Below are 23,522 nucleotides of genomic sequence, written 5' to 3'. Positions count from 1 at the left end.
TCGGCATCTTCCTGCTATGCTGGGCTGCTCTCGAAGTGGATCGCGGCCCTATCGCCGGCGATCCGCCATTTCACGGACTACTTCTTGATCAGCGGGCAGCGCGAAGCTGCGAGCGGCTGGAACGCGTCGTCGCCGGAGACGGTCGCGAGCAGCTTGTAGTCATCCCAGCGCGCCTTCGATTCGGCGGGCTTCTTCACCTCGAACAGGTACATGTCGTGCACCATGCGGCCATCTTCGCGGATCCGACCGTTCTTGGCGAACATGTCGTTGATCGGGGTTTCCTTCATGACCTTCATCACGGCGGACGACTCGACGGTGCCGGCCTTCTTGACGGCGTTGAGATAGGTCGTCACCGACGAGTAGACGCCTGCCTGCGCGGACGTTGGCGCGCGCTTGGTGCGCTCCATGAACCGCTTGGAAAAGGCGCGCGTTTCGTCGTTGAGGTCCCAATAGAACGCTTCGGCAAGCAACAGGCCCTGCGCGGTTTCAAGCCCGACGCTGTCGATGTCCGAAATGAACGCCAGCAGCGGCGACATCTTCTGACCGGACTGCGTCAGGCCGAACTCAGCCGCCTGCTTGATGGCATTGATGGTGTCGCCGCCGGCATTGGCGAGACCGATCACGTTGGCCTTCGAACTCTGCGCCTGCAACAGGAACGAGGAGAAGTCCGAGGTGTTGATCGGATGCCTGACGCTGCCGAGCACCTTGCCACCGGCCTTGATGACGATGTTTGAAGTGTCGCGCTCCAGCTCCTGGCCGAACGCATAGTCCGCCGTCAGGAAGAACCAGCTGTTCAACCCGCGCTTCACCGTGGCGAGACCGGTGACGCTGGCCAGCGCGTAGGTGTCGTAGGTGTAGTGGACCATGTACGGACCGCAGGCCTCGTTGGTCAGCCGGACGGCGCCCGGACCGTTGAACATGATGATCTTGCCGCGCGCCTTGGCCATTTCGGCCGCGGCCAGTGCCGTGGCCGAGCCCGCCACGTCGACGATCGCCTCGACGCCCTGGTTGTCGATCATTTCCCGGGTGAAGTTGGCGGCAAGGTCCGATTTGTTGAGATGGTCGGCGACGACGATCTGGACCTTGCGGCCGAGCACTTCGCCACCGAAATCCTCGACAGCCATCTTGGCAGCAGCTTCGCTGCCCGGCCCCGTAATGTCGGCGAACAGGCCGGACATGTCGAGCACTGCGCCGAGCTTGAGCGGCTTGGTTTCCTGCGCCGATGCGGTCGATGCCGCGAACAGCACCACGGATGCCATGAAACCTGAAAGCAACTTCTTCACATCGTTCTCCATGAGCGCTCACGCGACTGGCGCTCGCTTGATATTTCTGAGTGATCGATCGTGTGGTGGGAGACGTTGCCGTTACTGGCTGCCGCGGATCCCGGCGGCATCGACCACCTGCTTCCACTTGGCGCTCTCCTTCGCCAGGTGTGCGGCCAGCTCCTGCGGCGTCGACGCGATCACGCGACCGCTGACGTCCGCGAAGCGCTTCTGCACATCCGGGTCGGCGAGGATCTTGCGGATATCCGCGCTGACGCGCTCCGCCAGTTCCGGGGGCATATGGCCCGGACCGAAAATGGCCCACCAGTTGGCAAGCTCGAAGCCCGGCACGCCGGATTCGGCGATCGTCGGCACGTCCGGCAACGCCGCAATGCGCTCCTTGGTGGTCACGGCGATAGCGCGGACGCTGCCGCCCTGCACCTGCGGAAGCGCCGTCGAGGCATTGTCGAACATCAGGTCGATCCGCCCGGACATCAAGTCGGTCAGGGCCGGCGACGAACCGCGATAGGGCACATGGGTCAGCTCGACATTGGCCTGTTGCCGGAACATTTCGGCGGCCAGATGCAGAGAGGATCCGATGCCCGCGGAGCCATAGGTCGCGCCACCCGTCTTTGCCCTCTCCTTTGCGAAGGCGATCAGGTCCTTGATGTTCTTGATCGACGAGGAGGCCGGCACCAGCACCACATTCGGTGTCTCCAGCGCCAGGGTCAGCGGCGTCAGGTCTTTCGCGGGATCGTACGGCATCGACTTGAACAGCCAGGGATTGACCGCCACGGCGATCGACGCCAGCACCAGCGTGTAGCCGTCCGGCGGGCTCTTGGCGGCGGCGTTGATGCCGATGTTCGACCCTGCCCCCGCCCTGTTATCGACAATGACCTGCTGGCCGTAGATCTGGCCCAACTTCTCGGCAATCGTCCGTCCGATGATGTCAGCGGCGCCCCCGGCCGCAAAGGGGACGATCAACTGGATCGGCTTGGTGGGATATTGCTGCGCGGCTGCGCCGGTTGCACCGATCGCGACACAACCGACCGCCGCCAGCACAATGGCGGCACGATCCAAAAAGGTCCGTCGTGACTGCATGAAGCCTCCCGTTCGATTTTGCTCGAGGATGGCAAAGCAGACGCCGCACCAAATCCAATGTTGACAAACAGTGGCATGGGGGGCGTCATAGGCCAATAGAAGAAAAGCTATCAATGCGATAGGAAGATGTAATCGGCATGGACCCGCGCCGCCTCGGCTATTTTCTGGCGATTGCCGCGCACGGGCGCATGGCGAAGGCTGCGGAGGTTCTGGGCGTATCCCAACCGACCCTGTCACAGCAGATTCGCGCCCTCGAGCAGGAACTGCATACCGTTCTTTTCGATCGAACACCCAACGGCATGCAACTGACCGCGACGGGCGTTGCGCTCCGTGAACATGCCCAGCGCCTGATGGTGCAGACCGAGGCCGCCCGCACCGCGATTGCCGAACTGGAAGGCGGCATGAGCGGCACCCTTCGCGTCGGTGTCATCCACACCTACAGCACCGCCTTCCTGCCGACCATCATCAGCCGCTTCAGCGAACAGTGTCCCAACGTTCGCCTGAGCGTCGAGGCCAACAACGCGCGCAGCATCGAGCAGCGCATTCTGTCCGGGCACCTCGACCTCGGGATCGCCTTCGATCCGCCACAGCACCCCGAACTGGGCGCCGATCGATTGTTCGAGGAGCGGCTGGTTCTCGTTCTCGCGAAATCGCAGAACCGCCCGCCGCAGCAATCCATTTCGCTGGTAGCGTTGGCGCGCCGTCCGCTGGCGCTGCTGACAACGGCATTCGCCACGCGGCGCATTCTCGACGATTCTGCTCGCCCCAGATATAAAGCTCGATGTCCGTGTCGAGATGGATTCGGTCGAGGCGTTGATCGAACTGGCAAAATCCGGGGCTTGCCGACCGTCCTGGCGGATCGAAGCCTGAATGCCCGGAAAGACCTCGCGATGATCCCGATCGGCCCGCCGTGGATCCGCCGTTCCGGAGCGCTTGTATGGGATGCTCACCGCTACCAGACCGCCGCCGCCCGCGCTTTCATGGCTATTGCTCGCAGCACGACCAGGAGCCTCTAACCGGGCGAGGCGCAGGACAAGCCGACATCTTCCGGGACGCCCTAATACGTCTCGACGTGGTAACGTCCGCTCGCCCGCATACCCGCTTTCAGCGTGCTCCAGTCGATGGAAGCCGCCCGGCAGACGTCTGAGAAGGCTTCCTCCACTCCGCTTTCCATGCCCTTGAGACCGCATATGTAGATGTGCGTCTGCGTCTCGTTCAGAAGCGCGGTCACGGCAGCTGCCTCACTGCGGATACGGTCCTGCACATAGACTCGCGCTTCACCAGGCACGCGCGAATAGCAGAAGTGTTTCTTGAGCAACTTCTCAGGAACCTTCTGCAGGGGGCCAAAATACGGCAGCTCTTCCGGACGACGCGCCCCGAAAAACAGCGTCAGGCGACCGGACGCACTCGGCATCGCGCGGCGTCGCCGTTCCGTGAAGCCCCGGAACGGGGCCGATCCCGTGCCGGTGCAGATCATGAGGATATTGGCGGCGGGATCGTTCGGCAGCAGGAAGGTGGCACCGAACGGGCCGGTCACCTGCACCTTGGCGCCACGCGGCAGATCGCAGAGATAGTTCGAGCAGACGCCGTCGGTCTCACGCTTCACGGTGAGCGCGAGATTATTGGCGTTCGGCTTCTCGCCATCGCGCGAACTGGCGATCGAATAGAGCCGGACCTGATGCGGCCTGCCCTCTGCGTCAGTGCCCGGCGGGACGACGCCGATACTCTGCCCTTCCAGAACCGGAAACGGTTGGTCGCCGAAATCGAGGATCATGTGCCGCACATCCGAATCCGCGTCGGCGTGCGTGAGCCGGAAGTTGCCCGTCACCGTGGCAATCGCCGGCTTGCCGCGGTTATAGAGATTGACGGAAGGCTTGCTCGCCGATGGCGGCGCGACCGGCTTGCCGCCGAGGCCCTTGCGGGCCTCTTCGAGCAAAGCTCCAATATCGTCCTCCAGCGCCTCGATGGCCCCGCCGTCGCCGGAGTTGTCGAGCTCCTGTTGAACAGGAAGATCGCTCCAGGAGAGCTGCTCCTCCAGAGAGTACGGCGCAGCGACGACGCGCCAGTTGTCGATCGCGCCCGTCGGACACGGCGAAATGCAGTCCATGCAATAATTGCAGATTTCGGCATTGACGACATAGTTGTTGTCGTCATGCGTGACGGCGTCGATCGGGCAGCTCTCTTCGCAGGTGTTGCACCTGATGCAGATCTCGGGGTCGATCAGGTGCTGTTTCAAAGGAGCGTTCATCACGTTTCTCGGGCGTTCTGTAGCAACGCCGGACGGTGGCGAAGCGAGTGACTTCGCACCGTCCGGCGCTCGTTATCAGGCGGCGATTTTGACGTATTCAAAATCACCAGGCTTGTTGTCGATGCCGACCTTTGGCGCGGAGATCCAATCTGCATACTTCCCGGGTTCGCTGACCGCCACCATCAGCGACGAGATGAAGTCACCGTCCTCCGTCGACGGGAGATAATTGCTCTTCGCCCGCGCCCAGTCCCCGTCGTTCAGAACGATGCCGGTCGGCGTCGCATTGACGTTGCGGAATTCGCCTATCTGGCGATGGAACGCGGTGTGCGGCAGTTCGAAACGGAAATTGACGCCTGCCTTCTCGATGATCTTGTTCCAGCGTTCGACGCCCTTGGCACAATCGGCCGTGTAGTCATCGCGCAGCCGCATGTTCAGCGCGGTGAGAGCCGGCTCATCGACCAGCTTGATCTCGCCGTCGACAAACTTGAGGACCTGATAGATGTCGTTGGTGAGCCGGTGATCGTCCTCGATCTTGGTTTCCTGAAACCGCCCCTTCAATCCGGAATTGTAGAAATTCGCAGCATTGGTTGACACTTCGGAACCGAACAGGTCGAGCGACAGGGAGTAATGCAGATTGATCTTCTTCTGGATGGTGGGCAGATCGATGACACCGAGCGCACGCACCTTTTCGATAGCGTTGGGATCTTCGATTCCTGCCGCCTTCATCGCCTCGCAGGTTCGCTGCAACACGCGGCCGACGCCGGTCTCGCCGACGAACATGTGGTGCGCCTCCTCCGTCAGCATGAAACGGCAGGTGCGCGATAGCGGATCGAAGCCGGACTGGGCCAGGCTTTCGAGCTGCATCTTGCCGTCGCGGTCGGTGAAGAAGGTGAACATGAAGAATGACAGCCAATCCGGCGTCGCCTCGTTGAAGGCCCCGAGCATACGCGGCGCGTCGGCATCGCCCGAACGGCGACGCAGCAGGTCGTCGGCTTCCTCGCGGCCGTCGCGGCCAAAATATTTCTGCAACAGATAGACCATCGCCCACAAATGACGGCCTTCCTCGACATTGACCTGGAACAGGTTGCGCATGTCGTAAAGCGACGGCGCCGTTTTCCCCAGATGGCGCTGTTGCTCGACCGATGCGGGCTCGGTGTCGCCCTGGATCACCACCAGCCGGCGCAGCATCGCGCGGTATTCGCCGGGGACTTCCTGCCAGGCAGGTTCGCCCATATGTTCGCCGAAGTTCACCTTGCGCTCGGTGTCCTGCGGCGCCAACAGCACGCCCCAGCGATATTCCGGCATCCTGACGTAGTCGAACTTGGCCCAGCCTTTCGGATCGACCGATACAGCCGTCCGCAGATAGACCAGCGACTCCTGGAAACCCTCCGGCCCCATGTCGTTCCACCAGTCGAGATAGCCCGGGTGCCAGCCCTCGAGCGCCTTGAGTACCTGCCGATCCTCGGTGAGATTCACATTGTTGGGAATCTTGGTGCTGTAGTCGACGTTCATGATGTTCATGGCGTGATCTCCCGTGGGGGTGTCGTTGATTGCTCGATGTACGGATGACTAAGGGCTGTAGACGACGCAGCTCTTGCAGCCCGCCGCTAGACGCGCGTCATGTCGAATTGTGCCTTCTGCCCGGTGCCATAGCGGCCGAGCGCGCCGTTTTCGCCGACGGCATTGGGACGCTGGAAAATCCAGTTCTGCCAGGCGGTCAGCCGTGAAAAGATTTTCGATTCCATCGTCTCGGGGCCGACAAAGCGCAGGTTGGCTTCCATGCCGGTGAGGCTGTCCGGCGAAAAGCTGCCGCGTTCTTCGAAGAACACGCGGACCTCGTCATCCCAATCGATATCGTCGAGGGCAAACGTCACGAGTCCCATTTCCTCTGCAGCTTCGGCATCGAGCGGCTCACCGATCCGGGCTTCGGCGCGGGCAACATCTTCGGGATCAGCCTGAAAGCGCGACTGCAGCCGTGTCAGGCCGTGGCTCATGGGATAGGGGCCGAAGTTCATCGCACTTAGCACGATGGCGGGCGGCGCGCGATTGTCGCCCTGCTTCTGCCCGATCAGCATGTAGGAGCGATCGGCGGCGAATACGAGCTCGGCCAGCGTACCGACGAAACAGGAGCCGGGCTCGACCAGCGTGACCAGCGTGCGCGATGTGACGTCGATCCGCTTCAGCACACGTTTCCAGTACAGCCTGATCTCGTTGACCAGCCAGTGCGCCTTGTCGGCTTCGAGGAAAGCATCATGGGCCAGCACATTGCTGCTGTCGCCATGGGACTTGAACACGAGCATTGCCGTTTCGAGTTCGTTGATGCGCAAATGCAGGATGGCGTCGTCCAGCTCGCGTGCGACCTGCAATGGCCAGAAGCTGGCGCCCTGCGCAATCATGGCATCGACATCGGCCGGAGCCGACTGGTCCGGCGCTGCGATGGAGATTGTCGCCACGCGATCTGTGCGGTTGATATCCACGCTCACCAGGCCATAGCGGAGTCCCGCCTCGTCCACGCTTCGGCTGATCGGTGACAGCGTGATGCCCTGCCCGTTGCCGTTGCGCTTCGAAGCGGCCGCAAACTCTTTCGTGCGCTCCGTGATCTTGGCTTCGAGCTTGCTGTTCGGAACGATCTCGTCCACCAGCCGCCAGGCGACGGCGCGCTTGCCTTTGATGCCTTCCTCGATCGTGCAGAAATAGTCAGCATGGTCGCGGCGAACCTTGCGCTTGTCCACGACGCGGGTCAGGCCTCCAGTGCCCGGCAACACCGCGAGCAGCGACACTTCCGGCAGCGACACGGCCGCGGAGCCGTCGTCGGCCATGATGATGTGATCGGTGGCCAGTGCCAGTTCGTAACCGCCGCCCGCCGCCGTACCGTTGACGACAGTGATGAAACGCTGGCCCGAGTATTCGCTGGAATCCTCGAAACCATTGCGGGTCTCGTTGGTGAACTTGCAGAAGTTGACCTTGTGCGCGTGGGTGGCGCCGGCGAGCATGCGAATATTGGCACCGGCGCAGAACACGCGATTCTTGCCGGAGCGCAGCACCACCACCTTGACGCCGGGATGCTCGAAGCGAAGCCGCTGCACGGCATCTGCCAGCTCGATATCCACGCCGAGATCGTAGGAATTCAGCTTGAGCAGGTAACCTTCGAATAGGCCGCCATTCTCATCCACATCCATTGTGAGCGTTGCGACGTCGCCGTCCACCTCCAGCTTCCAATGCCGGTAGCGCGACGGATCCGTTTGAAAGTCGATGAATGTCGCACCGTTCGCGAGAACGCGTTGCTCAGCAGCCATGGATCCACCCTGAATTTATCGGCGTCCCCGCCGCTGGTGATATGCACAATAATGCATGATGTCGCGCGGTCAAGCTTTCATGGCGCCAGTAACTTGTATTTTATTTCATGTTGAAGCGCGCCACCGTCGAGCGTTTCCCCGGGTCTCTCACACTGCTCTGCGATCGCGGCGCGGAGCGGTCTTCGATCAAATTGCGCGGCAAAGCTGGTGGCAGGCCCGGTCGGGAGCCGCGCCTCAAGTTCGATCAGATCGGCTAGAACCTCATTCAACAACTTGCGCATGGCGTTGGCCTTGTTCAGCTTCCGCTTCAGGTTGGCATTGGCGACCTGAATGCAGGCGCGGAGCAGGATCCGATCGCGGCCGCCCTGCGGGGCGGCCTTCCAGACCGCTTCGAGGACTTCATGAGCCTCCCAGAAGAAGCCCGCGTCGTTGAGCGCAAGGCCATAGCGAAGCGCGGCGTCATTCGCGGGAACGAAGCCGTCATCATATCGCGCCGGCACCATGGCCTTGGCGCGGTCCAGCGTTTCATGATCGGCAGACTGCCGGCCCTCGCCGGTTGCCCAGGCCCAGCGCGGGAGCGGCATGCAGGCGGTAACCATGCGCTGTCACGCGGCGCGCAGCGCGCCCTCGCCATGAAACTGAAGCAGCCTGTTTGCGAATTCCGTGACCGCCAGCAAGGTCGCATCCGCAGCCTCGCGATGCGGTGAATGTGCCGCGCCCGCAATGATCTCGACATCGACGGGGCAATAGCACTCCGCCTCGGCAATCTCGATCTGCTTCATCGTGCCGTAGTGATCGTCAGCGCCCTGCACGATCTGTATGGGGACGCGGACATAAGCGAGAAAGTCCGAAATATCCCAGTTGCGGAATGCGGGATCGAGCCACGCACCATTCCAGCCATAGAAGGCATTGTCGACATCGCTGTGCCAACGCGCCAGCCTGGGTTTCAGATCGCCCTGCTGGTAAGACTTCCTGATCTCGGCGATCGACTGCACCGTGATGTCCTCGACAACAAAATGCGGAGCGATCAGCGCGACGCCGCGAATACGATGATCCTGGATGCCGCCGGCATAAGTCGTCGCGATCGAGGCGCCATCGGAATGTCCGACCAGCAGTCCACGCCGAAAGCCGATCGCATCGAGCAGGCGGGGCAGCACCTCGAGCGCTTCGACATGCATGTAGTCCAGGGGCGCGGCAGTGTGACCGGACTTGAAGCGCCGTAGCCTGCGCGCGAATAGACGAATACGCCCGCGCCCGTCGCCTGCTGCAGCCTATCCGGAAAATCGCCCCACAGAGCGGCGGAGCCAAGCCCCTCATGCAGCAACACGATCGTCGGCGCGTCGCCTGGCGCCGGGCCTATCATGCGGTATTCAAGATTGGACGATCCAATCGTCAGCATGCCGACAGGCTTCAAAGCGCTCATGGGATACTCCATTCTCTTCTTCAGACAGCGGCGCCGTCGCGCAGCTTGAAACGCTGGATCTTGCCGGTGGCCGTTTTCGGCAGAGCCTCAACCACCTCTATCCACCGTGGATATTTCCACGGACCGATCTTCTGCTTCACGTGGTCCTTCAGCGATTCGTGCAGGCCATCCGACAGCGCCATCGGCCTCAGCACGATGAACGCCTTTGGCTTCAGCAGACCTTCGGCGTCTGCTTCCGGGATCACGGCGGCTTCAAGCACCGCGGGATGCGTGATCAACGCGCTTTCAACCTCGAAAGGCGAAACCCAGATGCCTGAAACCTTGAACATGTCATCGGCGCGACCGCAGAAAGTATAGCGCCCTTCGGAATCGCGGACGTATTTGTCGCCCGTGCGCGTCCAGTGTCCCTCGAAGGTGCGCCGGCTTTTGCTGCGCTGGTTCCAGTAGCCCTCTCCGGCCGACGGCGCATCGACGAGCAGTTCGCCGATCTCGCCATCAGCAATATCCAGCCCCGCTTCGTCGATCAGACGAACGCTGTAGCCCGGCACTGGCCGGCCCGAGGTACCGTATCGAACGTCCCCCGGCCTGTTCGACAGAAAAATGTGCAGGAGTTCGGTCGAGCCTACTCCGTCGAGAATGTCGACTCCGAAACGGCTCTTCCAGTTGTTGCCGACCGACTCGGGCAGCGCCTCGCCGGCGGAGGTGCAGACGCGCAGACGCGTGAATCCGCCTTGATCCTTGGAGGCTTCGTCATTCAGCATCGCCGCAAACAGGGTCGGAACGCCGAAGAAGATGCTGGGATTATAGCGGCGCATCAAGCCGAACATCGTCGCCGGGGTCGGCCGTTCGGAATTCAGCACCGTGGTGGCACCCACCGACATCGGGAAAGTGAGCGCATTGCCGAGACCATAGGCGAAGAACAGCTTCGCCGCAGACAGCCCGACGTCGTCTTCGCGAATGCCCAACACCTGGCGAGCATAGGTCGTGGCCGTCGCCTCCAGGCTGGCGTGCAGGTGACGGACTCCTTCGGCATTCCCGTCGATCCCGACGAGTACAGCCAAAATGCCGGTTCGTCCGCGTGGGTGGCGACGGTTGCGAAAGTTTCGCTCTCGCCGGCCATTTCGTCGACGAGCGACTTGTGGCCATCGACCTTGGTGCCGGCGACCACGACGTGCTCGAGATCCGGCAGCCGCCCGAGCATATCCCGCACCACCGGCAGCAACGCACTCGAAATGAAAAGCACCCGCGCACGGCAGTCGGCGAGGACGTAGGCGTATTGCTCGCTCGTCAGCAGCGTATTCAAGGGCACCGGGATGATGCCGGCCCGCATAGCGCCGAGAAACACCACGGGGAAATCGACCGTGTCCAGCATGATCATCGCGACGCGCTCTTCGCGCCGGACGCCGAGGCGCTTCAGCAGGTTGGCAAGCTGACAGCTCCTGGCCTGCAAGCCGCCGTAAGTGAGATCGGATACGGTGTCCGTGAAAGCGAGCTTGTCGCCACGCCCTTCTGCGATGTTGCGATCCAGCAGCCAGGTCACCGCATTGTAAGAATCGGACAGCCCACTCATGATGCCGCTGCACCCTTGGTGCGTTCATCGCCGTTTTTCACGGTCAACCCCTGACTTTTATGAATTATAATTCATATAAAGTCAGTTGAGTTGGTTGCTGTCAATTCTTTTCGGCATTATGTTTCATTGCACTCGACCAGAACCGAACCCGATGACTGAACAGCCCGATCCAGAGACCGAATTCCTTGTTGAGCTGGGTCAGCGCGTGCGCACGATGCGCGGACTCCGCGGTATGTCGCGCAAGGTGCTTGCCAAGGTGTCGGGCATTTCGGAGCGCTACATCGCGCAACTCGAGGGTGGCAAGGGAAACGTTTCCATCGTGCTGCTGCGGCGCGTTGCGCTGGCCATGGGCACACCTCTCGAAGACCTCATTCCGGTCGGGGAAACGTTGGAAGAGTGGCCGGTGATCCGCGACCTCGTCCGCGGCGCGACGCCGGCCCAGATTGCCCAGGCCAAGGATATTCTGGCCGGTCGCGGCCACAGCAAGCCGCATCTCCACACGCCGTTCAACGGAATCGCGCTGATCGGGCTTCGCGGCGCCGGGAAATCGACGCTCGGAAAGCTGCTGGCGCACAAGATCGGCTGGACCTTCGTCGAACTCAACAAAGAGATCGAACAGCGGAACGGGCTTTCGGTCGCCGAGATCATCGCTTTGTATGGCCAGGAGGGTTTTCGGCGCATGGAACAGGCGGCGCTGAACAACCTGCTGACAAGCAAGGAGCCGATCGTTCTCGCTACCGGCGGCGGAATCGTCTCGGAGCCGCTGACCTTCGACCGCATCTTGTCGTCCTTCTATACGATCTGGCTAAAGGCAAAGCCGGAAGAGCATATGGCCCGGGTCCGGCGCCAGGGAGACCTGCGCCCGATGGCAGACGATCGATCGGCGATGCAGGAACTGCGGACCATCCTGCTCAGCCGCGAGCCGCTCTATGCCCGCGCGTCGATGACCGTCGATACTGCGGGTCTCAGCGAGGACAAGGCGGCCTCGCAGTTGATCAACGCCGCGTCCCGCATGCTCAACGCCAACGCCGAAGCGTTCGGCCTGCGCAGCGCCGCGTCGTGACCCTAGGCGAAATACTGCAGGCGCGCGGCTTCGATCCCGATGGCATGATCGCGATCCGCAACACCTTGCACCCCGAAGACATGTCGGCTGATTTCCGCAGCATGGCCGACGTGATCGGCGCCAATGCGCTGCCGATGTATGACCGGATGCAGGACGGCCCGCAGATTGCCCACGAGGCTCTGGTCATGTCCTTCGCAGCGACTGAAGGCGGACGGGCCCACCTCACCGGCCTGCGGACCTTCCTGCTGCGTCGACAAGGCATCGTCCCCGGCGACATCGTCTACGACTACGATGCGGCGCATCTGCTTCACAGCTTCATCGCCCGCGCCGCGACGCCGTACTTCTACGATGCGATCGAGCAAAGCGGCCTCGACGACCTGTTCGGTCAACTCGTCGTGCAGTGGCCCGAGCCGCTCACGGACAATATCGTGGCGGCCAGTCATCGCGGCCTGACCGTCGTCGCGTCATAAGTGCTAGATGCCGAGATGGCGCTCAAGCAGGTCCTGCCGGCTTGCGAGCGCAGCGGGCGTACCATCGAAGACGATGCAGCCTTTCGATAGCATGAGCATACGATCGGCTACCCTGGAAAGGCTGCGAAAATCCTTGTCGACTACGAGCGTCGCGATCCCTTCGCCCCGGATAACGCCAATCGTCTGCCAGATGGCTTGTGCGACCAGCGGCGCGAGGCCTTCGGTCGCCTCGTCTATCATGATCATGTCGGGGTTGGTCATCAGCGCTCGACCGATGGTCAGCATCTGCTGCTCGCCGCCTGAGAGCTGATGGCCACCATTGTTGCGGCGCTGATGAAGACGGGGAAACAGATCGAAGACCTTGGCCAGGGTCCAGTCGTGACGCCCTTCATTGCCGGCACGGGCCGCCATGACGAGGTTTTCCGTGACGGACAACGAACCGAACACGCCCCTGCCCTCCGGCACCATGGCAAGGCCAAGGCGGGAGATCGTCTCGGGCGGCGCGCGCCGGATATCCTTGCCGTGCAGCCGGAGTGTCCCGCGGCAGCCAGGCAGCAGCCCCATCAACGAGCGCAACAGAGTGGTCTTGCCCATGCCGTTGCGACCGATTAGCGCCACCTGCTCGCCGCGCGCAAATTTCAGATCGATGCCGTGCAGGATCTGGCTGACGCCGTAGAAAGCATCGAGCCGTTCCGTCTCGAGCAATGACGTCATGGACTATCTCCGTGCGCACCGAGATAGGCCGACCGCACCAATGGATGCGCCCGCACCTCTTGCGGCAAACCTGTGGCGATGACCGAGCCATCCTGCATCACGGTGAGACGATCCGCGAGTTCGAAGACGGCATCCATGTCGTGCTCGACCAGCAGCACTGCGCGATCCACCTTCAGCGATGCGATTAGGGCAATGATGGCGCGCGCTTCCGACTGCCCCATGCCGGCGAGCGGTTCGTCGAGCAGGACGATGCGGGGATCGGTGGCAAGCACCATGGCAATTTCGAGTTGCCGCTGTTCGCCGTGGCTCAGACGATCCGCAATCACCAGCGAGCGGCCATGCAATCCGACCCTGTCGATGGCTTCTGCCGTCCGTCTTTCGCATTCGACGTCGGCATGAATGCCGCCAAACATGCGCAGCGGCGCGCCGGAGCGCGCTTGTGCAGCCAGCCTGACGTTCTCCTGAACGCTGAACTTCGTGAACAGGGTTGTCTTCTGGTAAGCGCGACCGAGGCCTGCGCGGGCGCGCCGGTCCGGTGCAAGCGACGTTACATCGGTCTTGCCGATCGATATGCGGCCGGAACTGACGAAGAGTTCGCCGGATAGCAGATTGATCAGTGTCGACTTGCCGGCACCGTTCGGACCGATGACGGCGTGAATCTCGCCGAGGTGAGCCTCGATCGACACGCCGGATACGGCGACAAGCCCACCGAAGCGCTTTTGCAGATGCTCGGCACGAAGCACGACCTCAGCCATGACCGACCTCCGCCGTCGCGGGCTTGGCATCGGGGCGTGGCCGGTCCGAAGCGGCATCGGAGGCCGGGCCGGCGATCATCGACCAGATTTGCCGGACCCCATTGGGCAGCAGGACGACGATCGCGATGATGACGAGCCCCTCGACGAGTTTCCAGTGCTCGATGTTTGCCTTCAGCACTTCCTCGAGGCCAATAAGAACGATAGCCCCGACTAGAGGCCCGGTGACCGACCGCAGTCCGCCGATCAGAACCATGACAAGCACCGTCGCCGACTGGTGCCATCCAAGCATCTGCGGTGCGACGAATCCGAACTGCGAGGCCGCCAGATAGCCGGCAACGCCCGCCAGGGCACCGGACACCGCAAAGGCCGTGAGCCGCAGACGGAAGATCGGAAAGCCCAGCGAACGCGCGCGCCGTTCATTGTCTCGGGCTGCCGCCAGGGCATGGCCGAATGGCGAGTTGACGATCATCGTGAGCAGAGCCATCACGCCGATAAGGCAGACCAGCACCACGAAATAGAACACGATCGGCTTGTCGAGATCGAGCAACTGATAGCCGCCGATCGCGACTTCCGGGCGGACATTGATCGATATGCCGTCCGATCCTCCCGCGACCCGGGTGTCGTGAAAGAAGAAGAACAGCATCTCGCCGAATGCCAGCGTCACCATGATGAAATAGATGCCGCGGGTCCGCAGCGCCAGGGCACCGATCACCAGCGCCATCGCAGTCGACGCGGCGACGGCCAGAGGAAACGACAGCAGAAACGATGCCGCGTCGTAGCCCGGCGACATCAACGCAAGGACGTAGCCGGCGAGTCCGAAGAAGGCGGCATGGCACAGGCTGACCAGCCCGCCATGCCCGACGGCGAGGTTGAGCGCCATCGCCAGTATCCCCATGATCAGCACCTTGGCGCAGAACTGGACGTAGTAAACCGGCGCGACGAATGGCAGGACGACCGCGATGGCAAGGCACGCTGCCATGGCCAGCAGCCTCGGCAGGCCGGATGCTTTCGACTCAGGCATTGGGCCGTCCGAGAATTCCGCTGGGACGCCAAATCAGCACGGCCGCCATCAGCACGTAGATCAGAATGCTGGATGCACTCGGAAAGAATACTTTTCCAAACGTATCGGTCAGCCCGATCAGCAGCGCTCCGACCGCGGCGCCCGCCACGGATCCGATGCCGCCGAGCACGATCACCACGAAGGACAGGATCAGCATGCCATCGCCCATCCCGGGAAACACCGTCGAGATCGGCGCGATGACGATGCCGCCCAGCGCTGCCAGCGCAATTCCGACGGCAAACACGTAGCGATTGACGCGATCGAACTTGATACCGAGCACGCGCGCCATCTCGCGATTCTCGGCGCCGGCCCGCACGATCATGCCGATCTTGGTGCGGCTGATGACCAGGAAGATGGCGACGGCCACGCAAAGACAGAAGATGCAGATCGCCAGTCGGTACACGGAATACGAAAGATTGTCCGTCAGTTGGATCGATCCCGACAACCATGCCGGCGGTGCCACCGCGTGGACATCCTTGCCGAACAGAAGTTGCCGGACCTCGTCGATGACCAGGATCAGGCCGAAGCTGAGCAGTACCTGCGCCAGATGATCGCGACCGTACAACAGCCGCACGAACATCGTCTCAAGCAGCATACCTGCGATGAAAGCGATCGTGACGCCGCCCAGCATGGCCAGCGCAAAGCTGCCGGTGACCAGCGTCAGCCAGTAAGCGAGATAGGCGCCCAGCATATAGAACGCGCCATGAGCGAGATTGATGACTCCGAGAATGCCGAACACCAGCGTCAGGCCGCTCGCAACCAGAAACAGCACCGTGCCGTACTGGACTGCGTTCAGAAGCTGAACGCCGAACGTGATAAGGTCCATCCTTGAGTCCAGTTCGTATGATGATGCCTGACGTCAAGGCCACTGCCGGCAGACGGCTTGCGTGCTTCGAACGACCGGCCGCGACGAGCGCAATACGGGGCCCGTCACGGCCGTGGCCTCACGATATCTTGCAGCCGCGCGCGGGATCGTCGACGTTGGCCTGGGCAATCGAGACCAGCTCATTGCGGCCGTTCCGGACTTCGCGCAGATAGATGTTCTGGATCGGATTGTGCGCCTTGTTGAAGGACAACGGCCCACGCGGACTGTCGATCTTGGCGGCGCCCATGGCCGCGAGCATCTTGTCGCGCGCCGTGAAATCGCCGCCGACGGCGGTCAGGCCGATATCGAGCAAGGCCGCAGCGTCATAGCCTTGCACCGCATAGATATCGCCGTCCTTGCCGGTCTTGGCCTTGAACGCCTTGAGGAAGGCGAGATTGGCCGGATTGTCGAGGTTGTCGGCGTAATGCAGCGTCGTCTTGATACCATCCGCAGCAGCCCCTTGCGCCTCGATGGTACCGTCCGTCAGGAAGCCGGCCCCATAGAGCGGAATGGTCTTGTTGAGGCCTGCGGCCGCATAGTCTTTCACGAACTTGACGGCACCGCCGCCGGCAAAGAAGCTGAACACCGCGTCCGGCTTCAAGGTGGCGATCTGGGTAATCAGCGCCTGGAACTCGACTTCCGGAAACGGCACCGTGAGGTCGGCAAGGACCTTGCCGCCATTCTTGGTGAAATTCTCGGCGAACGCGCCAACCATCTCCGCGCCTGCGGTATAGCGCCAGGAGATGGTGACGACGTTCTTGATGCCGGCGTCGGCCATCACCTTGCCCATCGGGTAGGTGCTCTGCCAGTTCGAGAACGAAGTGCGGAAGATGTTCGGCGCGCAGGCCGGGCCGGTCGCATCGTTGGCGCCGGCGTTGGGAATGATCAGCAGCGTCTTGGTATCGCGCGCGACCTTGACCATGGCCATTGCAACGCCGGAATGCACGGTGCCGACGACGACGTCGGCCTTCTCGCGGCCGACCAGACGGTTCATGTTGTCGGTGGCGGCTTCGGGCTTCGACTCGTCATCGACCTGCACGAAGGCGATCTCACGCCCACCAAGCTTGCCGCCCTTCTGCTCGACATAGAGCCGGAAACCATCGTCGATGAACTGGCCGAGCTTGGCGAACGTGCCGGTGTAGGGCAGCATCATGCCGACCTTCAGGGGCGCGTTTTGCGCGAAGGCCGCCGACCTAAACGGTCCTGCGGCGGCCAGAGTTGCGGCACCCGCCGCGCCCGACAACAGGCCGCGTCGCGACAGCGGCCGCATGAAATCATCGATGGCCATGAGCAGTCTCCCCTCAAAATATGAACCGTGGTCGGTTGAACCCCACCTATCGGCGACGTGCGGACCTGATCCGTCACATTCAGGCACCATATTTCATGAATCGGCCGCGTTGCAAGAATTATAATGCATGTCATTGATCGACATCATGAGGTCGTGACCACGAAGAGATCTCGTGGCGACTGTCGCAGCGACGATCCGCAGCCCTCGCGCCACAGGCGGCACCGGCCAGCACCGGTTACGTCGGCGTATGGCCGCCCCATGTCAAATCGTGCTTGTCGATACCGCTGATATCGTTCCAGCGGGCGGCGATGCTCGACACCGCTGCCATGCGATCGCTTTCAGCAAGCTTATGGCGTCAGAACTGCACACCCCGAGTCAGCGCGCCGTCGACCACAAGATTGGTGCCGGTGATGAAGCTCGCCGCCCGACTGGCGAGGAACACTACGGCATTGGCCATTTCCTGTGGCGTGCCCATCCGGCCGGTCGGATTGAGCGCCAGCGCGGTGTTGTAGAGCTCCGGATTGCCGTGCTTGATCTGGTCCCAGACGCCGCCTTCGAAATAGGTGTTGCCGGGCGACACCGAATTGGCGCGAATGTTCTTGCCGGCAAGCTGATAGGCCAAGCCTTGCGTGTAATGGATGATCGCCGCCTTGAAAGTCCCGTAGGGACCACAGGCAAAATCGATCTCGCGGCCCGATACGCTTGCCACCGTAACGATCGCCGCGGCGTCGCTGCGTTCGAGATAGGGCATCGCGACGTTGACCAGCCGTACCGTGCCCATCATGTCGGTAGCGAATTCCTTTTCCCAGCTTTCGTCATCCTGTCCGATCGCCAGCGCGCTGACATTGGCGACCACGACATCGATGCCGCCGAGTTGGTTCGCCATCGTCTCCACCCAGGCTTTCAGCGCCGTCGCGTCCGCCACATCAGCCACGCCGCCATAGGCTGCAACGCCCCTGGCCTTCAGCGCGGCAACGGTCGCCTCGACTTCCGCCGCGTTGCGGGCGCAGACGCCGACATGCGCGCCCTCGGCAGCGAAGGTCTCGACAGTCGCCCGGCCGATCCCCTTGGTGCCGCCGGTCACGAGCACCTTTGCACCCTTCAATCCCAGATCCATGTTGTGCTCCTTTGTCGCGTGTCAGGAATTTCCCGCCACCGCCTGGACCAGCGGCCGATAGCTGTGCGGCATCCGCATCGATACCAGGTCCTTCCGCCGCACCACATTGGTCGGATAGACGCAGTCGAGATTGCTGGTGTCGATCGTGACCGTGGCGACGCCCTCACCGTCTTCGACGATCGCTTCGCGGCGCGGAAAGGCAAAGGTGTCGGGGCCGAACACGCCGCTCAATCCCGCATAGCCGTGCACGGGATCGATGACATTGGCGAAGGCGAGGAACACATTGTTCTCGCCGGCGCGGACGCGGAAGTGATGCCAGTGATATCGGTCGGCGCCGGTCGGGATCGGCGCCGACTGCGCGATGGTCGTGCCGGCATGGGGCGAACTGAAACGGGTCGTGATTGCCGCGGGGCAGACGATGAGGTCGCAACCACGTAGCGCCAGCACGCGCCCTGCTTCCGGAAACATCGCGTCATGGCCGATCAGCATCCCGATCCGCCCGAGCGGGGTATCGGCCACGGTCCAGTCGTCGCCTGCGGTCGCCCAGCTGCGCTCGTCTTCGGTAAGATGAGTTTTGCGATAGGCCGTCAAGGCGCCGTCCGGCGCGATCAGCACCGCACTGTTGTAGCAGAGGTCGCCGGCTCGTTCGGCGATGCCGCAGACCAGATAGAGCGACAGCTCGTGGGCCAGCGCACTGAGCCGATCGGTGGCGACGCCAGGAACAAGCTGCGCGGCCGACGCCGGGTCGACCAGGCCGCCGACCGCCAATTCGGGAAACACCACCAGCTCGGCGCCGTCCGCCTTGGCCTTGCGGGCCAGCGCAACGATGCGATCGAGATTGGCGTCGACATCGGCGCTCGGCGCGAATTGCGCGACGCTGACCCGCGAGGCCTTGCCCTCCGGCCACGGCGCATGGCCATACAGCGTGAAGAAGTCGCGCGGATTCCAGCTGAAGGTGTCGGTCAGCAATTCCGGATAGAGCTCCGGACGGCGCCGCCGAAACACGGGCTCGCCGGCGACCCTTCGCGCCCGCGCCGCATCGAGATCGATCTCCGCCAGCGCCACGCCGTCGCCGCCGTCGATCACCGCGACGATCTCGCCGTTCGGCGCGATCACGCAGCTGCCGCCGGAAAACTGCACCGTGCGCTCCAGCCCCCAACGGTTGCTTTCGATTACGTAGCAGCCGTTCTCGAACGCCCGGCTGATCCAGTACGGCGCCGGCGTCCGCTCGGCCAGCCAGTTGGAGACGTGGCAGATGATGTCGGCGCCGCCGAGCGCCATCAAACGCGCTGTCTCGATGAAATGGATATCCATGCAGATCAGGATCGCAATGCGCCCGATCGGCGTCTCGAACACCTGGTTGTGCAGGTCGCCGGCCGCCGCCCATTTCGGCTCGGCGATATAGGAATGGGTCTTGCGGTGCCGGCCGATCAAGCCATCCGGACCGATCAGCACAGCGGAGTTGAAATAGATGCCGTCGTCGTCGACCTCCGGCAGGCCGACGACGATGTAGCAATCGTACTTCTTCGCAAGCGCGGCGAAGCGATCGGTGCTCGGCCCGGGAATGGGCTCGACATAGGGCGCGACCTCGGCGCGGTCGAACCAGCAATAGCCGGTGGTGCCCATTTCCGGCGTCACGATCAGCCGGGCGCCGGCCTGTGCTGCCTGCTCGCAGAGAGCCAGAAGGTCGGCGATGTTGCGCTCCTTTTCGAACATGGTGGGCTCGAACTGGACGGTGGCAACCTGAATCTTGCGCGACATCGCCGTTCTCCTCTCAGATCAGAAACGACTTCTTGATCGAAGCGCCCAGCGTGTATTTCGGATCGACCATGTTGCCGAGCCGGACCCGGCCGGTCTGGGTCAGCAGCATGTAGGCATCGATCTCCTCGAAGCCGTAATCGGCGGCCATCCAGCGGCACAGCTCGCGATAGGCGATGCGCGCGGCATCCTCCATCGGCCGCGCCGAGCCGATGCACATGATGAAGTCCTTGGTCTCCAGCCGCGGCCAGTGAATGTTCCAGCCCTTGATCAGGTCGATCTGCAGGGTGGTGACGGTGGGATGCTCGATCGCGACGCCGCACAATTCGCCATCGCCCTGGGCGGCGTGGCAATCGCCGAGATACAGCAGCCCGCCCTTGATGTTGACCGGCAGATAGATGATGGCGCCGACGCCGACATCCGGCAGGTCCATGTTGCCGCCGTAGTAATCCGGCACCAGCGAGGAAATCGCCTCGATTTCCGGCGAGGTGCCGATGGTGCCGATGAAGGGTTCATAGGGAAGCGTGATCTTGTCGTTCCATTTGGTGCCGGTCTCCAGATCGATGTGGAGCTTCTTGACCCGCTCCGGCAGCGCAGGATTGAGCAGCGCGGTCTGCCCGGTGCCGACCAGGCCGCCGAACTCCGGCATCACCACCGTGGTGCCGCGCGGCTGCGGCCCACGCGGCACGATGCTCTTGATCGAGACCGCCAGCACGTCGCCCTTCTCGGCGCCGTTGACATAGATCGGACCGTTCTGCGGGTTGAGGAAGGGAAAGTTCAGGATCTTCGACGGAATGTCGGTCTCTGACTTGATGGCGCCCTCGAAGGCGTCATGGGTCTCGGCCGACACCACCGCGCCGGGATCAACAGTCAGGATCGGGTCGACATAGGGCCCGTAGACATAGTGATACTTGCCCTGCTCGGCCTCGGTGATTGTGTAGCTCGCGCCGGCCACGCCCTTGGCGACGCCCTTCCGCGTCATGATCGAATCCGCTTGCCAGTCCATGATGAGCTCCTTTTCGTTGTTGATTTCAAACCGCGAGGTGGCGGCGCATTTCCGCTTCGTCGTCGAGCGCGCTGCGATCGAGATCGGCGACGATGCGGCCTTTTTCCATGACGTAGCAGCGCTGTGCCATGGCCCGGATCATGTCGAGGTTCTGCTCGACCAAAATGATTGTGACGCCGGTCTTGCGATTCAGCGCCACCATGTCGCGCGCGATATCTTGCACGATGTTGGGCTGGATGCCCTCCGAGGGTTCGTCGAGCAGAATGAGTTGGGGATCGGCGACCAGCACCCGGCCGATCGCCAGCTGCTGCTGCTGGCCACCGGACATCGTGCCGGCCGCCTGGCTCCAGCGTTCGCCGAGGATCGGAAAGGTCTCGATGATGTTTTTCCTGGCTTGGTCCGTGAGGCGGCCCTTGATCGCCGCGCCGACCGCGATGTTCTCGCCGACGGTGAGCCGCGGAAACACGTCGCGCCCCTGCGGCACATAGCCGATACCGAGCCGCGCCCGGCGGAACGCGGGCAACGTCTCGATCGCCTCGCCGCGAAACACGATCGAGCCGTCCATCGGCGGCACCAGCCCGATCAGGCTTTTCATCAGCGTGGATTTGCCGACACCGTTCCGGCCGATCACCGCGACGATCTCGCTTTCGCGCACCTCGATCTCGAGGCCCTGCAGCACCGGCTTGCCGCCATAGCCGGCGCGCAGGCCGACCGTATTGAGGATGACTTCCTTACGCATGATGAGCCTGCCCCAGATAGATCGCGGCGACGCGCTCGTCGGCAATGATCTGTTCGATCGTGCCCTGCGCGAACACTTGGCCGAGATGCAGCACGGTGACGCGCTGCGCGACCTGCCGCACGAACGCCATGTCGTGCTCGACCGCGAGCACCGTCATGCCTTCGGCATTGAGCCGCTGCACCATCTGGCCGGTTTGAAAGGTCTCCTCCGGCGACATGCCGGCGGTCGGTTCGTCGAGCAGCAGCATCCGCGGCTTCAGGCTGATCGCCATGCCGATCTCCAGCCACTGCTTCTGGCCGTGGCTGAGATTGCCCGCGGTCTGCTTCTGCTCGGCCTCGAGTCCGAGGAACGCCAGCAGCCGGTCGATCTCCTGATCGAGCTCGGCACCGCGATGGGTGCGTTGCAGGGCGATCTCCAGATTCTGCCGGACCGCGAGGCCCTTGAAGATGCCGGGCACCTGAAACTTCACCGACATGCCGCGCCCTATCCGGGCAAACGGTTTCAGCGCGGTGATGTCTTCGCCGGCGAAACGGATTGCGCCGGAGCCCGGCCGGTATTCGCCGAGGATCAGCCGGAACAGCGTGCTCTTGCCGGCACCATTTGGGCCGATCAGGCAATGGATCTCACCGGGCTCGAAGGCGAGATTGACCGCATTGGTGACGTGCAGACCGCCGAAGTGCTTGTTGAGGTCGTGCAATTCGAGAAGCGCCATCAGTTCTGCTCCCGCTTGCTGCGCGAGATCAGTCCCGCCACCCAGTTCATCGCACCGAGCACTAGGCCGTTCGGCGCGATCAGCACCGTCAGCAGCAACAGCACGCCCATCACCACCAGCGCGTACTGGCTGCCGTAGATTGTGAGTGCCTGAAAGCCGGCCAGCACCACCAGCGTGCCGATCAGGGTCGATGTCAGGTCGCTGCGACCGCCGACCGCGACCCAGATCAACGGCAGCGCCGCTGAGGTCATGCCCATGCTGGACGGCGTGATGTACTGCCCCCAAGCGGTGTAGAGCACGCCGGACATGCCCGCCAGCGCCGCGCCGATCACGAAGTTGATGAGCTGGTATTTCCGGATGTCGTAGCCCAGCATCTCGGCGCGTTGCGGATTCTCGCGGATCGCGACGATGACGTTGCCGAATGACGAGTTCACCAGAATGCGCAGGCCGAGATAGACCACGATGACGAGCGCCAGTACGAAGTAGTAGAGGCCCACGTCGGCGAACAGCACGATCGGCCCGTCGAACCACGGAATGGTGAGCGGCGGCATCCCGCTCATGCCGTTGAAGCCGTTCAGCCGCGCGCTACCGATCCGCCATTCCGGCCCGGCAGTCTGCGCCATGAAGCGCTCCAGCATCAGGGTGACCGCGAGGGTGACGATGCCGAGGAACACGCCCTCGATGCGGCCGAAGAACATGAAGTAGCCGAGCAGCACCGCCACCAGCGCGGCCACGCCGATCGCCAGCAGCATCGCCACCAGCGTCAGGCCATAGGCCGAGCCGAAATTGATCGTCAGGATGCCATAGAAGTAGCCGGCGATGCCGAAGAACGCGGTCTGGCCGAACGACAGCGCTCCGCCATAACCCCAGATCAGGCAGAGGCTGAGCGCGATGAACACCCAGACGAAGAAGTACACCGTGTTGCCCACCGTGTAGCCGTCGCTGATCAGCGGGTAGGCCAGCGCTGCCAGCGCCACCACGCCGAACAGCGACCAGAAGGCCGGACCGCGCCCCACCGTCTGCGGCCCCTCGAGGCGTCGGAACAGAGACATCAAAACACTCACTGTCGTCTTCC

At 62.8% G+C, this 23,522-nt stretch carries 20 protein-coding genes and 2 pseudogenes; 3 read left to right on the top strand and 19 right to left on the bottom strand.

Going from position 1 to position 23,522, the window contains the following annotated elements:
• Positions 1-77 precede the first annotated feature (77 nt).
• Both ONR75_RS03780 and ONR75_RS03775 read right to left on the bottom strand, forming a co-directional pair.
• Positions 78-1,259 (bottom strand): ABC transporter substrate-binding protein, encoded by a 1,182-nt coding sequence (locus ONR75_RS03780; RefSeq protein WP_413776488.1) that lies wholly within the window; start codon positions 1,257-1,259, stop codon positions 78-80.
• 105 nt (positions 1,260-1,364) lie between these two features.
• Positions 1,365-2,363 (bottom strand): Bug family tripartite tricarboxylate transporter substrate binding protein, encoded by a 999-nt coding sequence (locus ONR75_RS03775; RefSeq protein ID WP_265081447.1) that lies wholly within the window; start codon positions 2,361-2,363, stop codon positions 1,365-1,367.
• A gap of 137 nt (positions 2,364-2,500) precedes the next feature.
• Here ONR75_RS03775 and ONR75_RS03770 point away from each other — a divergent pair, with 137 nt between their 5' ends.
• Positions 2,501-3,379, top strand: coding sequence for a LysR family transcriptional regulator (locus ONR75_RS03770; protein ID WP_265081446.1), 879 nt, complete (start codon positions 2,501-2,503; stop codon positions 3,377-3,379).
• A gap of 41 nt (positions 3,380-3,420) precedes the next feature.
• Here the strand turns inward: ONR75_RS03770 and boxA are convergent, their stop codons facing one another.
• The 6 genes and pseudogenes from boxA to ONR75_RS03740 form a co-directional block, all read right to left on the bottom strand.
• Entirely contained in the window at positions 3,421-4,611 is a 1,191-nt protein-coding gene (gene boxA, locus ONR75_RS03765) for a benzoyl-CoA 2,3-epoxidase subunit BoxA (RefSeq protein ID WP_265083526.1), read from the bottom strand.
• A gap of 75 nt (positions 4,612-4,686) precedes the next feature.
• On the bottom strand, positions 4,687-6,132 hold the full coding sequence (gene boxB, locus ONR75_RS03760) for a benzoyl-CoA 2,3-epoxidase subunit BoxB (RefSeq protein WP_265081445.1): 1,446 nt from the start codon (positions 6,130-6,132) through the stop codon (positions 4,687-4,689).
• 86 nt (positions 6,133-6,218) lie between these two features.
• Positions 6,219-7,907 carry a 2,3-epoxybenzoyl-CoA dihydrolase gene (gene boxC, locus ONR75_RS03755; RefSeq protein WP_265081444.1) on the bottom strand — a complete coding sequence of 563 codons (1,689 nt, stop codon included), beginning with the start codon at positions 7,905-7,907 and terminating at the stop codon, positions 6,219-6,221.
• A 77-nt stretch (positions 7,908-7,984) separates the two neighbouring features.
• Positions 7,985-8,506 (bottom strand): DUF309 domain-containing protein, encoded by a 522-nt coding sequence (locus ONR75_RS03750; protein ID WP_265081443.1) that lies wholly within the window; start codon positions 8,504-8,506, stop codon positions 7,985-7,987.
• A gap of 6 nt (positions 8,507-8,512) precedes the next feature.
• Positions 8,513-9,330 (bottom strand): annotated as a pseudogene (locus ONR75_RS03745) (alpha/beta fold hydrolase).
• 20 nt (positions 9,331-9,350) lie between these two features.
• Positions 9,351-10,900 (bottom strand): annotated as a pseudogene (locus ONR75_RS03740) (benzoate-CoA ligase family protein).
• Positions 10,901-11,051: 151 nt separating this feature from the next.
• Between ONR75_RS03740 and ONR75_RS03735 the strand changes: the two are divergent.
• Both ONR75_RS03735 and ONR75_RS03730 read left to right on the top strand, forming a co-directional pair.
• Positions 11,052-11,963, top strand: coding sequence for a helix-turn-helix transcriptional regulator (locus ONR75_RS03735; RefSeq protein WP_265081442.1), 912 nt, complete (start codon positions 11,052-11,054; stop codon positions 11,961-11,963).
• A 44-nt stretch (positions 11,964-12,007) separates the two neighbouring features.
• A complete protein-coding gene (locus ONR75_RS03730; protein ID WP_265081441.1) occupies positions 12,008-12,433 on the top strand; it encodes a hypothetical protein in 426 nt (141 codons plus the stop codon).
• Positions 12,434-12,436: 3 nt separating this feature from the next.
• Here the strand turns inward: ONR75_RS03730 and ONR75_RS03725 are convergent, their stop codons facing one another.
• The 11 genes from ONR75_RS03725 to ONR75_RS03675 form a co-directional block, all read right to left on the bottom strand.
• Complete coding sequence (locus ONR75_RS03725) at positions 12,437-13,147, bottom strand: ABC transporter ATP-binding protein (protein ID WP_265081440.1); 711 nt, start codon at positions 13,145-13,147, stop codon at positions 12,437-12,439.
• Positions 13,144-13,902, bottom strand: coding sequence for an ABC transporter ATP-binding protein (locus tag ONR75_RS03720; RefSeq protein WP_265081439.1), 759 nt, complete (start codon positions 13,900-13,902; stop codon positions 13,144-13,146). Before ONR75_RS03720 ends, ONR75_RS03725 begins: the two co-directional genes overlap by 4 nt.
• Positions 13,895-14,923 carry a branched-chain amino acid ABC transporter permease gene (locus tag ONR75_RS03715; RefSeq protein ID WP_265081438.1) on the bottom strand — a complete coding sequence of 343 codons (1,029 nt, stop codon included), beginning with the start codon at positions 14,921-14,923 and terminating at the stop codon, positions 13,895-13,897. The genes ONR75_RS03720 and ONR75_RS03715 overlap by 8 nt, the downstream gene beginning before the upstream one ends.
• The gene (locus ONR75_RS03710; RefSeq protein WP_265081437.1) at positions 14,916-15,788 is read right to left on the bottom strand and encodes a branched-chain amino acid ABC transporter permease; all 873 of its coding nucleotides are present in this window, start codon (positions 15,786-15,788) and stop codon (positions 14,916-14,918) included. Before ONR75_RS03710 ends, ONR75_RS03715 begins: the two co-directional genes overlap by 8 nt.
• Positions 15,789-15,906: 118 nt before the next feature.
• Entirely contained in the window at positions 15,907-17,115 is a 1,209-nt protein-coding gene (locus ONR75_RS03705) for an ABC transporter substrate-binding protein (RefSeq protein ID WP_265081436.1), read from the bottom strand.
• Positions 17,116-17,470: 355 nt separating this feature from the next.
• Positions 17,471-18,232 carry an SDR family NAD(P)-dependent oxidoreductase gene (locus tag ONR75_RS03700; RefSeq protein ID WP_265081435.1) on the bottom strand — a complete coding sequence of 254 codons (762 nt, stop codon included), beginning with the start codon at positions 18,230-18,232 and terminating at the stop codon, positions 17,471-17,473.
• Between the two features lie 21 nt (positions 18,233-18,253).
• The gene (locus ONR75_RS03695) at positions 18,254-19,993 is read right to left on the bottom strand and encodes a nitrilase-related carbon-nitrogen hydrolase (protein WP_265081434.1); all 1,740 of its coding nucleotides are present in this window, start codon (positions 19,991-19,993) and stop codon (positions 18,254-18,256) included.
• 13 nt (positions 19,994-20,006) lie between these two features.
• Positions 20,007-20,996 (bottom strand): acetamidase/formamidase family protein, encoded by a 990-nt coding sequence (locus ONR75_RS03690; RefSeq protein WP_265081433.1) that lies wholly within the window; start codon positions 20,994-20,996, stop codon positions 20,007-20,009.
• Between the two features lie 25 nt (positions 20,997-21,021).
• On the bottom strand, positions 21,022-21,735 hold the full coding sequence (locus ONR75_RS03685; RefSeq protein ID WP_265081432.1) for an ABC transporter ATP-binding protein: 714 nt from the start codon (positions 21,733-21,735) through the stop codon (positions 21,022-21,024).
• A complete protein-coding gene (locus ONR75_RS03680) occupies positions 21,728-22,447 on the bottom strand; it encodes an ABC transporter ATP-binding protein (RefSeq protein WP_265081431.1) in 720 nt (239 codons plus the stop codon). Before ONR75_RS03680 ends, ONR75_RS03685 begins: the two co-directional genes overlap by 8 nt.
• Positions 22,447-23,499, bottom strand: coding sequence for a branched-chain amino acid ABC transporter permease (locus tag ONR75_RS03675; protein WP_413776436.1), 1,053 nt, complete (start codon positions 23,497-23,499; stop codon positions 22,447-22,449). Before ONR75_RS03675 ends, ONR75_RS03680 begins: the two co-directional genes overlap by 1 nt.
• Positions 23,500-23,522: the final 23 nt, after the last annotated feature.

It is taken from the genome of Rhodopseudomonas sp. P2A-2r (assembly GCF_026015985.1).
GTDB lineage: Bacteria > Pseudomonadota > Alphaproteobacteria > Rhizobiales > Xanthobacteraceae > Tardiphaga.
Note: the sequence above shows the minus strand (reverse complement) of the source record. Positions and strands in the feature narration are given on the sequence as shown.

Bases quoted from the DNA above. Each gene is read 5' to 3' on its own strand.
- ONR75_RS03780 (WP_413776488.1), bottom strand. From the start codon at position 1,259: ATGGCATCCGTGGTGCTGTTCGCGGCATCGACCGCATCGGCGCAGGAA.
- boxA (WP_265083526.1), bottom strand. From the start codon at position 4,611: ATGAACGCTCCTTTGAAACAGCACCTGATCGACCCCGAGATCTGCATC.
- ONR75_RS03725 (WP_265081440.1), bottom strand. From the start codon at position 13,147: ATGACGTCATTGCTCGAGACGGAACGGCTCGATGCTTTCTACGGCGTC.
- boxC (WP_265081444.1), bottom strand. From the start codon at position 7,907: ATGGCTGCTGAGCAACGCGTTCTCGCGAACGGTGCGACATTCATCGAC.
- ONR75_RS03750 (WP_265081443.1), bottom strand. From the start codon at position 8,506: ATGGTTACCGCCTGCATGCCGCTCCCGCGCTGGGCCTGGGCAACCGGC.
- ONR75_RS03680 (WP_265081431.1), bottom strand. From the start codon at position 22,447: ATGGCGCTTCTCGAATTGCACGACCTCAACAAGCACTTCGGCGGTCTG.
- ONR75_RS03720 (WP_265081439.1), bottom strand. From the start codon at position 13,902: ATGGCTGAGGTCGTGCTTCGTGCCGAGCATCTGCAAAAGCGCTTCGGT.
- ONR75_RS03700 (WP_265081435.1), bottom strand. From the start codon at position 18,232: ATGGATCTGGGATTGAAGGGTGCAAAGGTGCTCGTGACCGGCGGCACC.
- ONR75_RS03705 (WP_265081436.1), bottom strand. From the start codon at position 17,115: ATGGCCATCGATGATTTCATGCGGCCGCTGTCGCGACGCGGCCTGTTG.
- boxB (WP_265081445.1), bottom strand. From the start codon at position 6,132: ATGAACATCATGAACGTCGACTACAGCACCAAGATTCCCAACAATGTG.
- ONR75_RS03685 (WP_265081432.1), bottom strand. From the start codon at position 21,735: ATGCGTAAGGAAGTCATCCTCAATACGGTCGGCCTGCGCGCCGGCTAT.
- ONR75_RS03690 (WP_265081433.1), bottom strand. From the start codon at position 20,996: ATGGACTGGCAAGCGGATTCGATCATGACGCGGAAGGGCGTCGCCAAG.
- ONR75_RS03675 (WP_413776436.1), bottom strand. From the start codon at position 23,499: ATGTCTCTGTTCCGACGCCTCGAGGGGCCGCAGACGGTGGGGCGCGGT.
- ONR75_RS03735 (WP_265081442.1), top strand. From the start codon at position 11,052: ATGACTGAACAGCCCGATCCAGAGACCGAATTCCTTGTTGAGCTGGGT.
- ONR75_RS03730 (WP_265081441.1), top strand. From the start codon at position 12,008: ATGATCGCGATCCGCAACACCTTGCACCCCGAAGACATGTCGGCTGAT.
- ONR75_RS03715 (WP_265081438.1), bottom strand. From the start codon at position 14,923: ATGCCTGAGTCGAAAGCATCCGGCCTGCCGAGGCTGCTGGCCATGGCA.
- ONR75_RS03770 (WP_265081446.1), top strand. From the start codon at position 2,501: ATGGACCCGCGCCGCCTCGGCTATTTTCTGGCGATTGCCGCGCACGGG.
- ONR75_RS03775 (WP_265081447.1), bottom strand. From the start codon at position 2,363: ATGCAGTCACGACGGACCTTTTTGGATCGTGCCGCCATTGTGCTGGCG.
- ONR75_RS03695 (WP_265081434.1), bottom strand. From the start codon at position 19,993: ATGTCGCGCAAGATTCAGGTTGCCACCGTCCAGTTCGAGCCCACCATG.
- ONR75_RS03710 (WP_265081437.1), bottom strand. From the start codon at position 15,788: ATGGACCTTATCACGTTCGGCGTTCAGCTTCTGAACGCAGTCCAGTAC.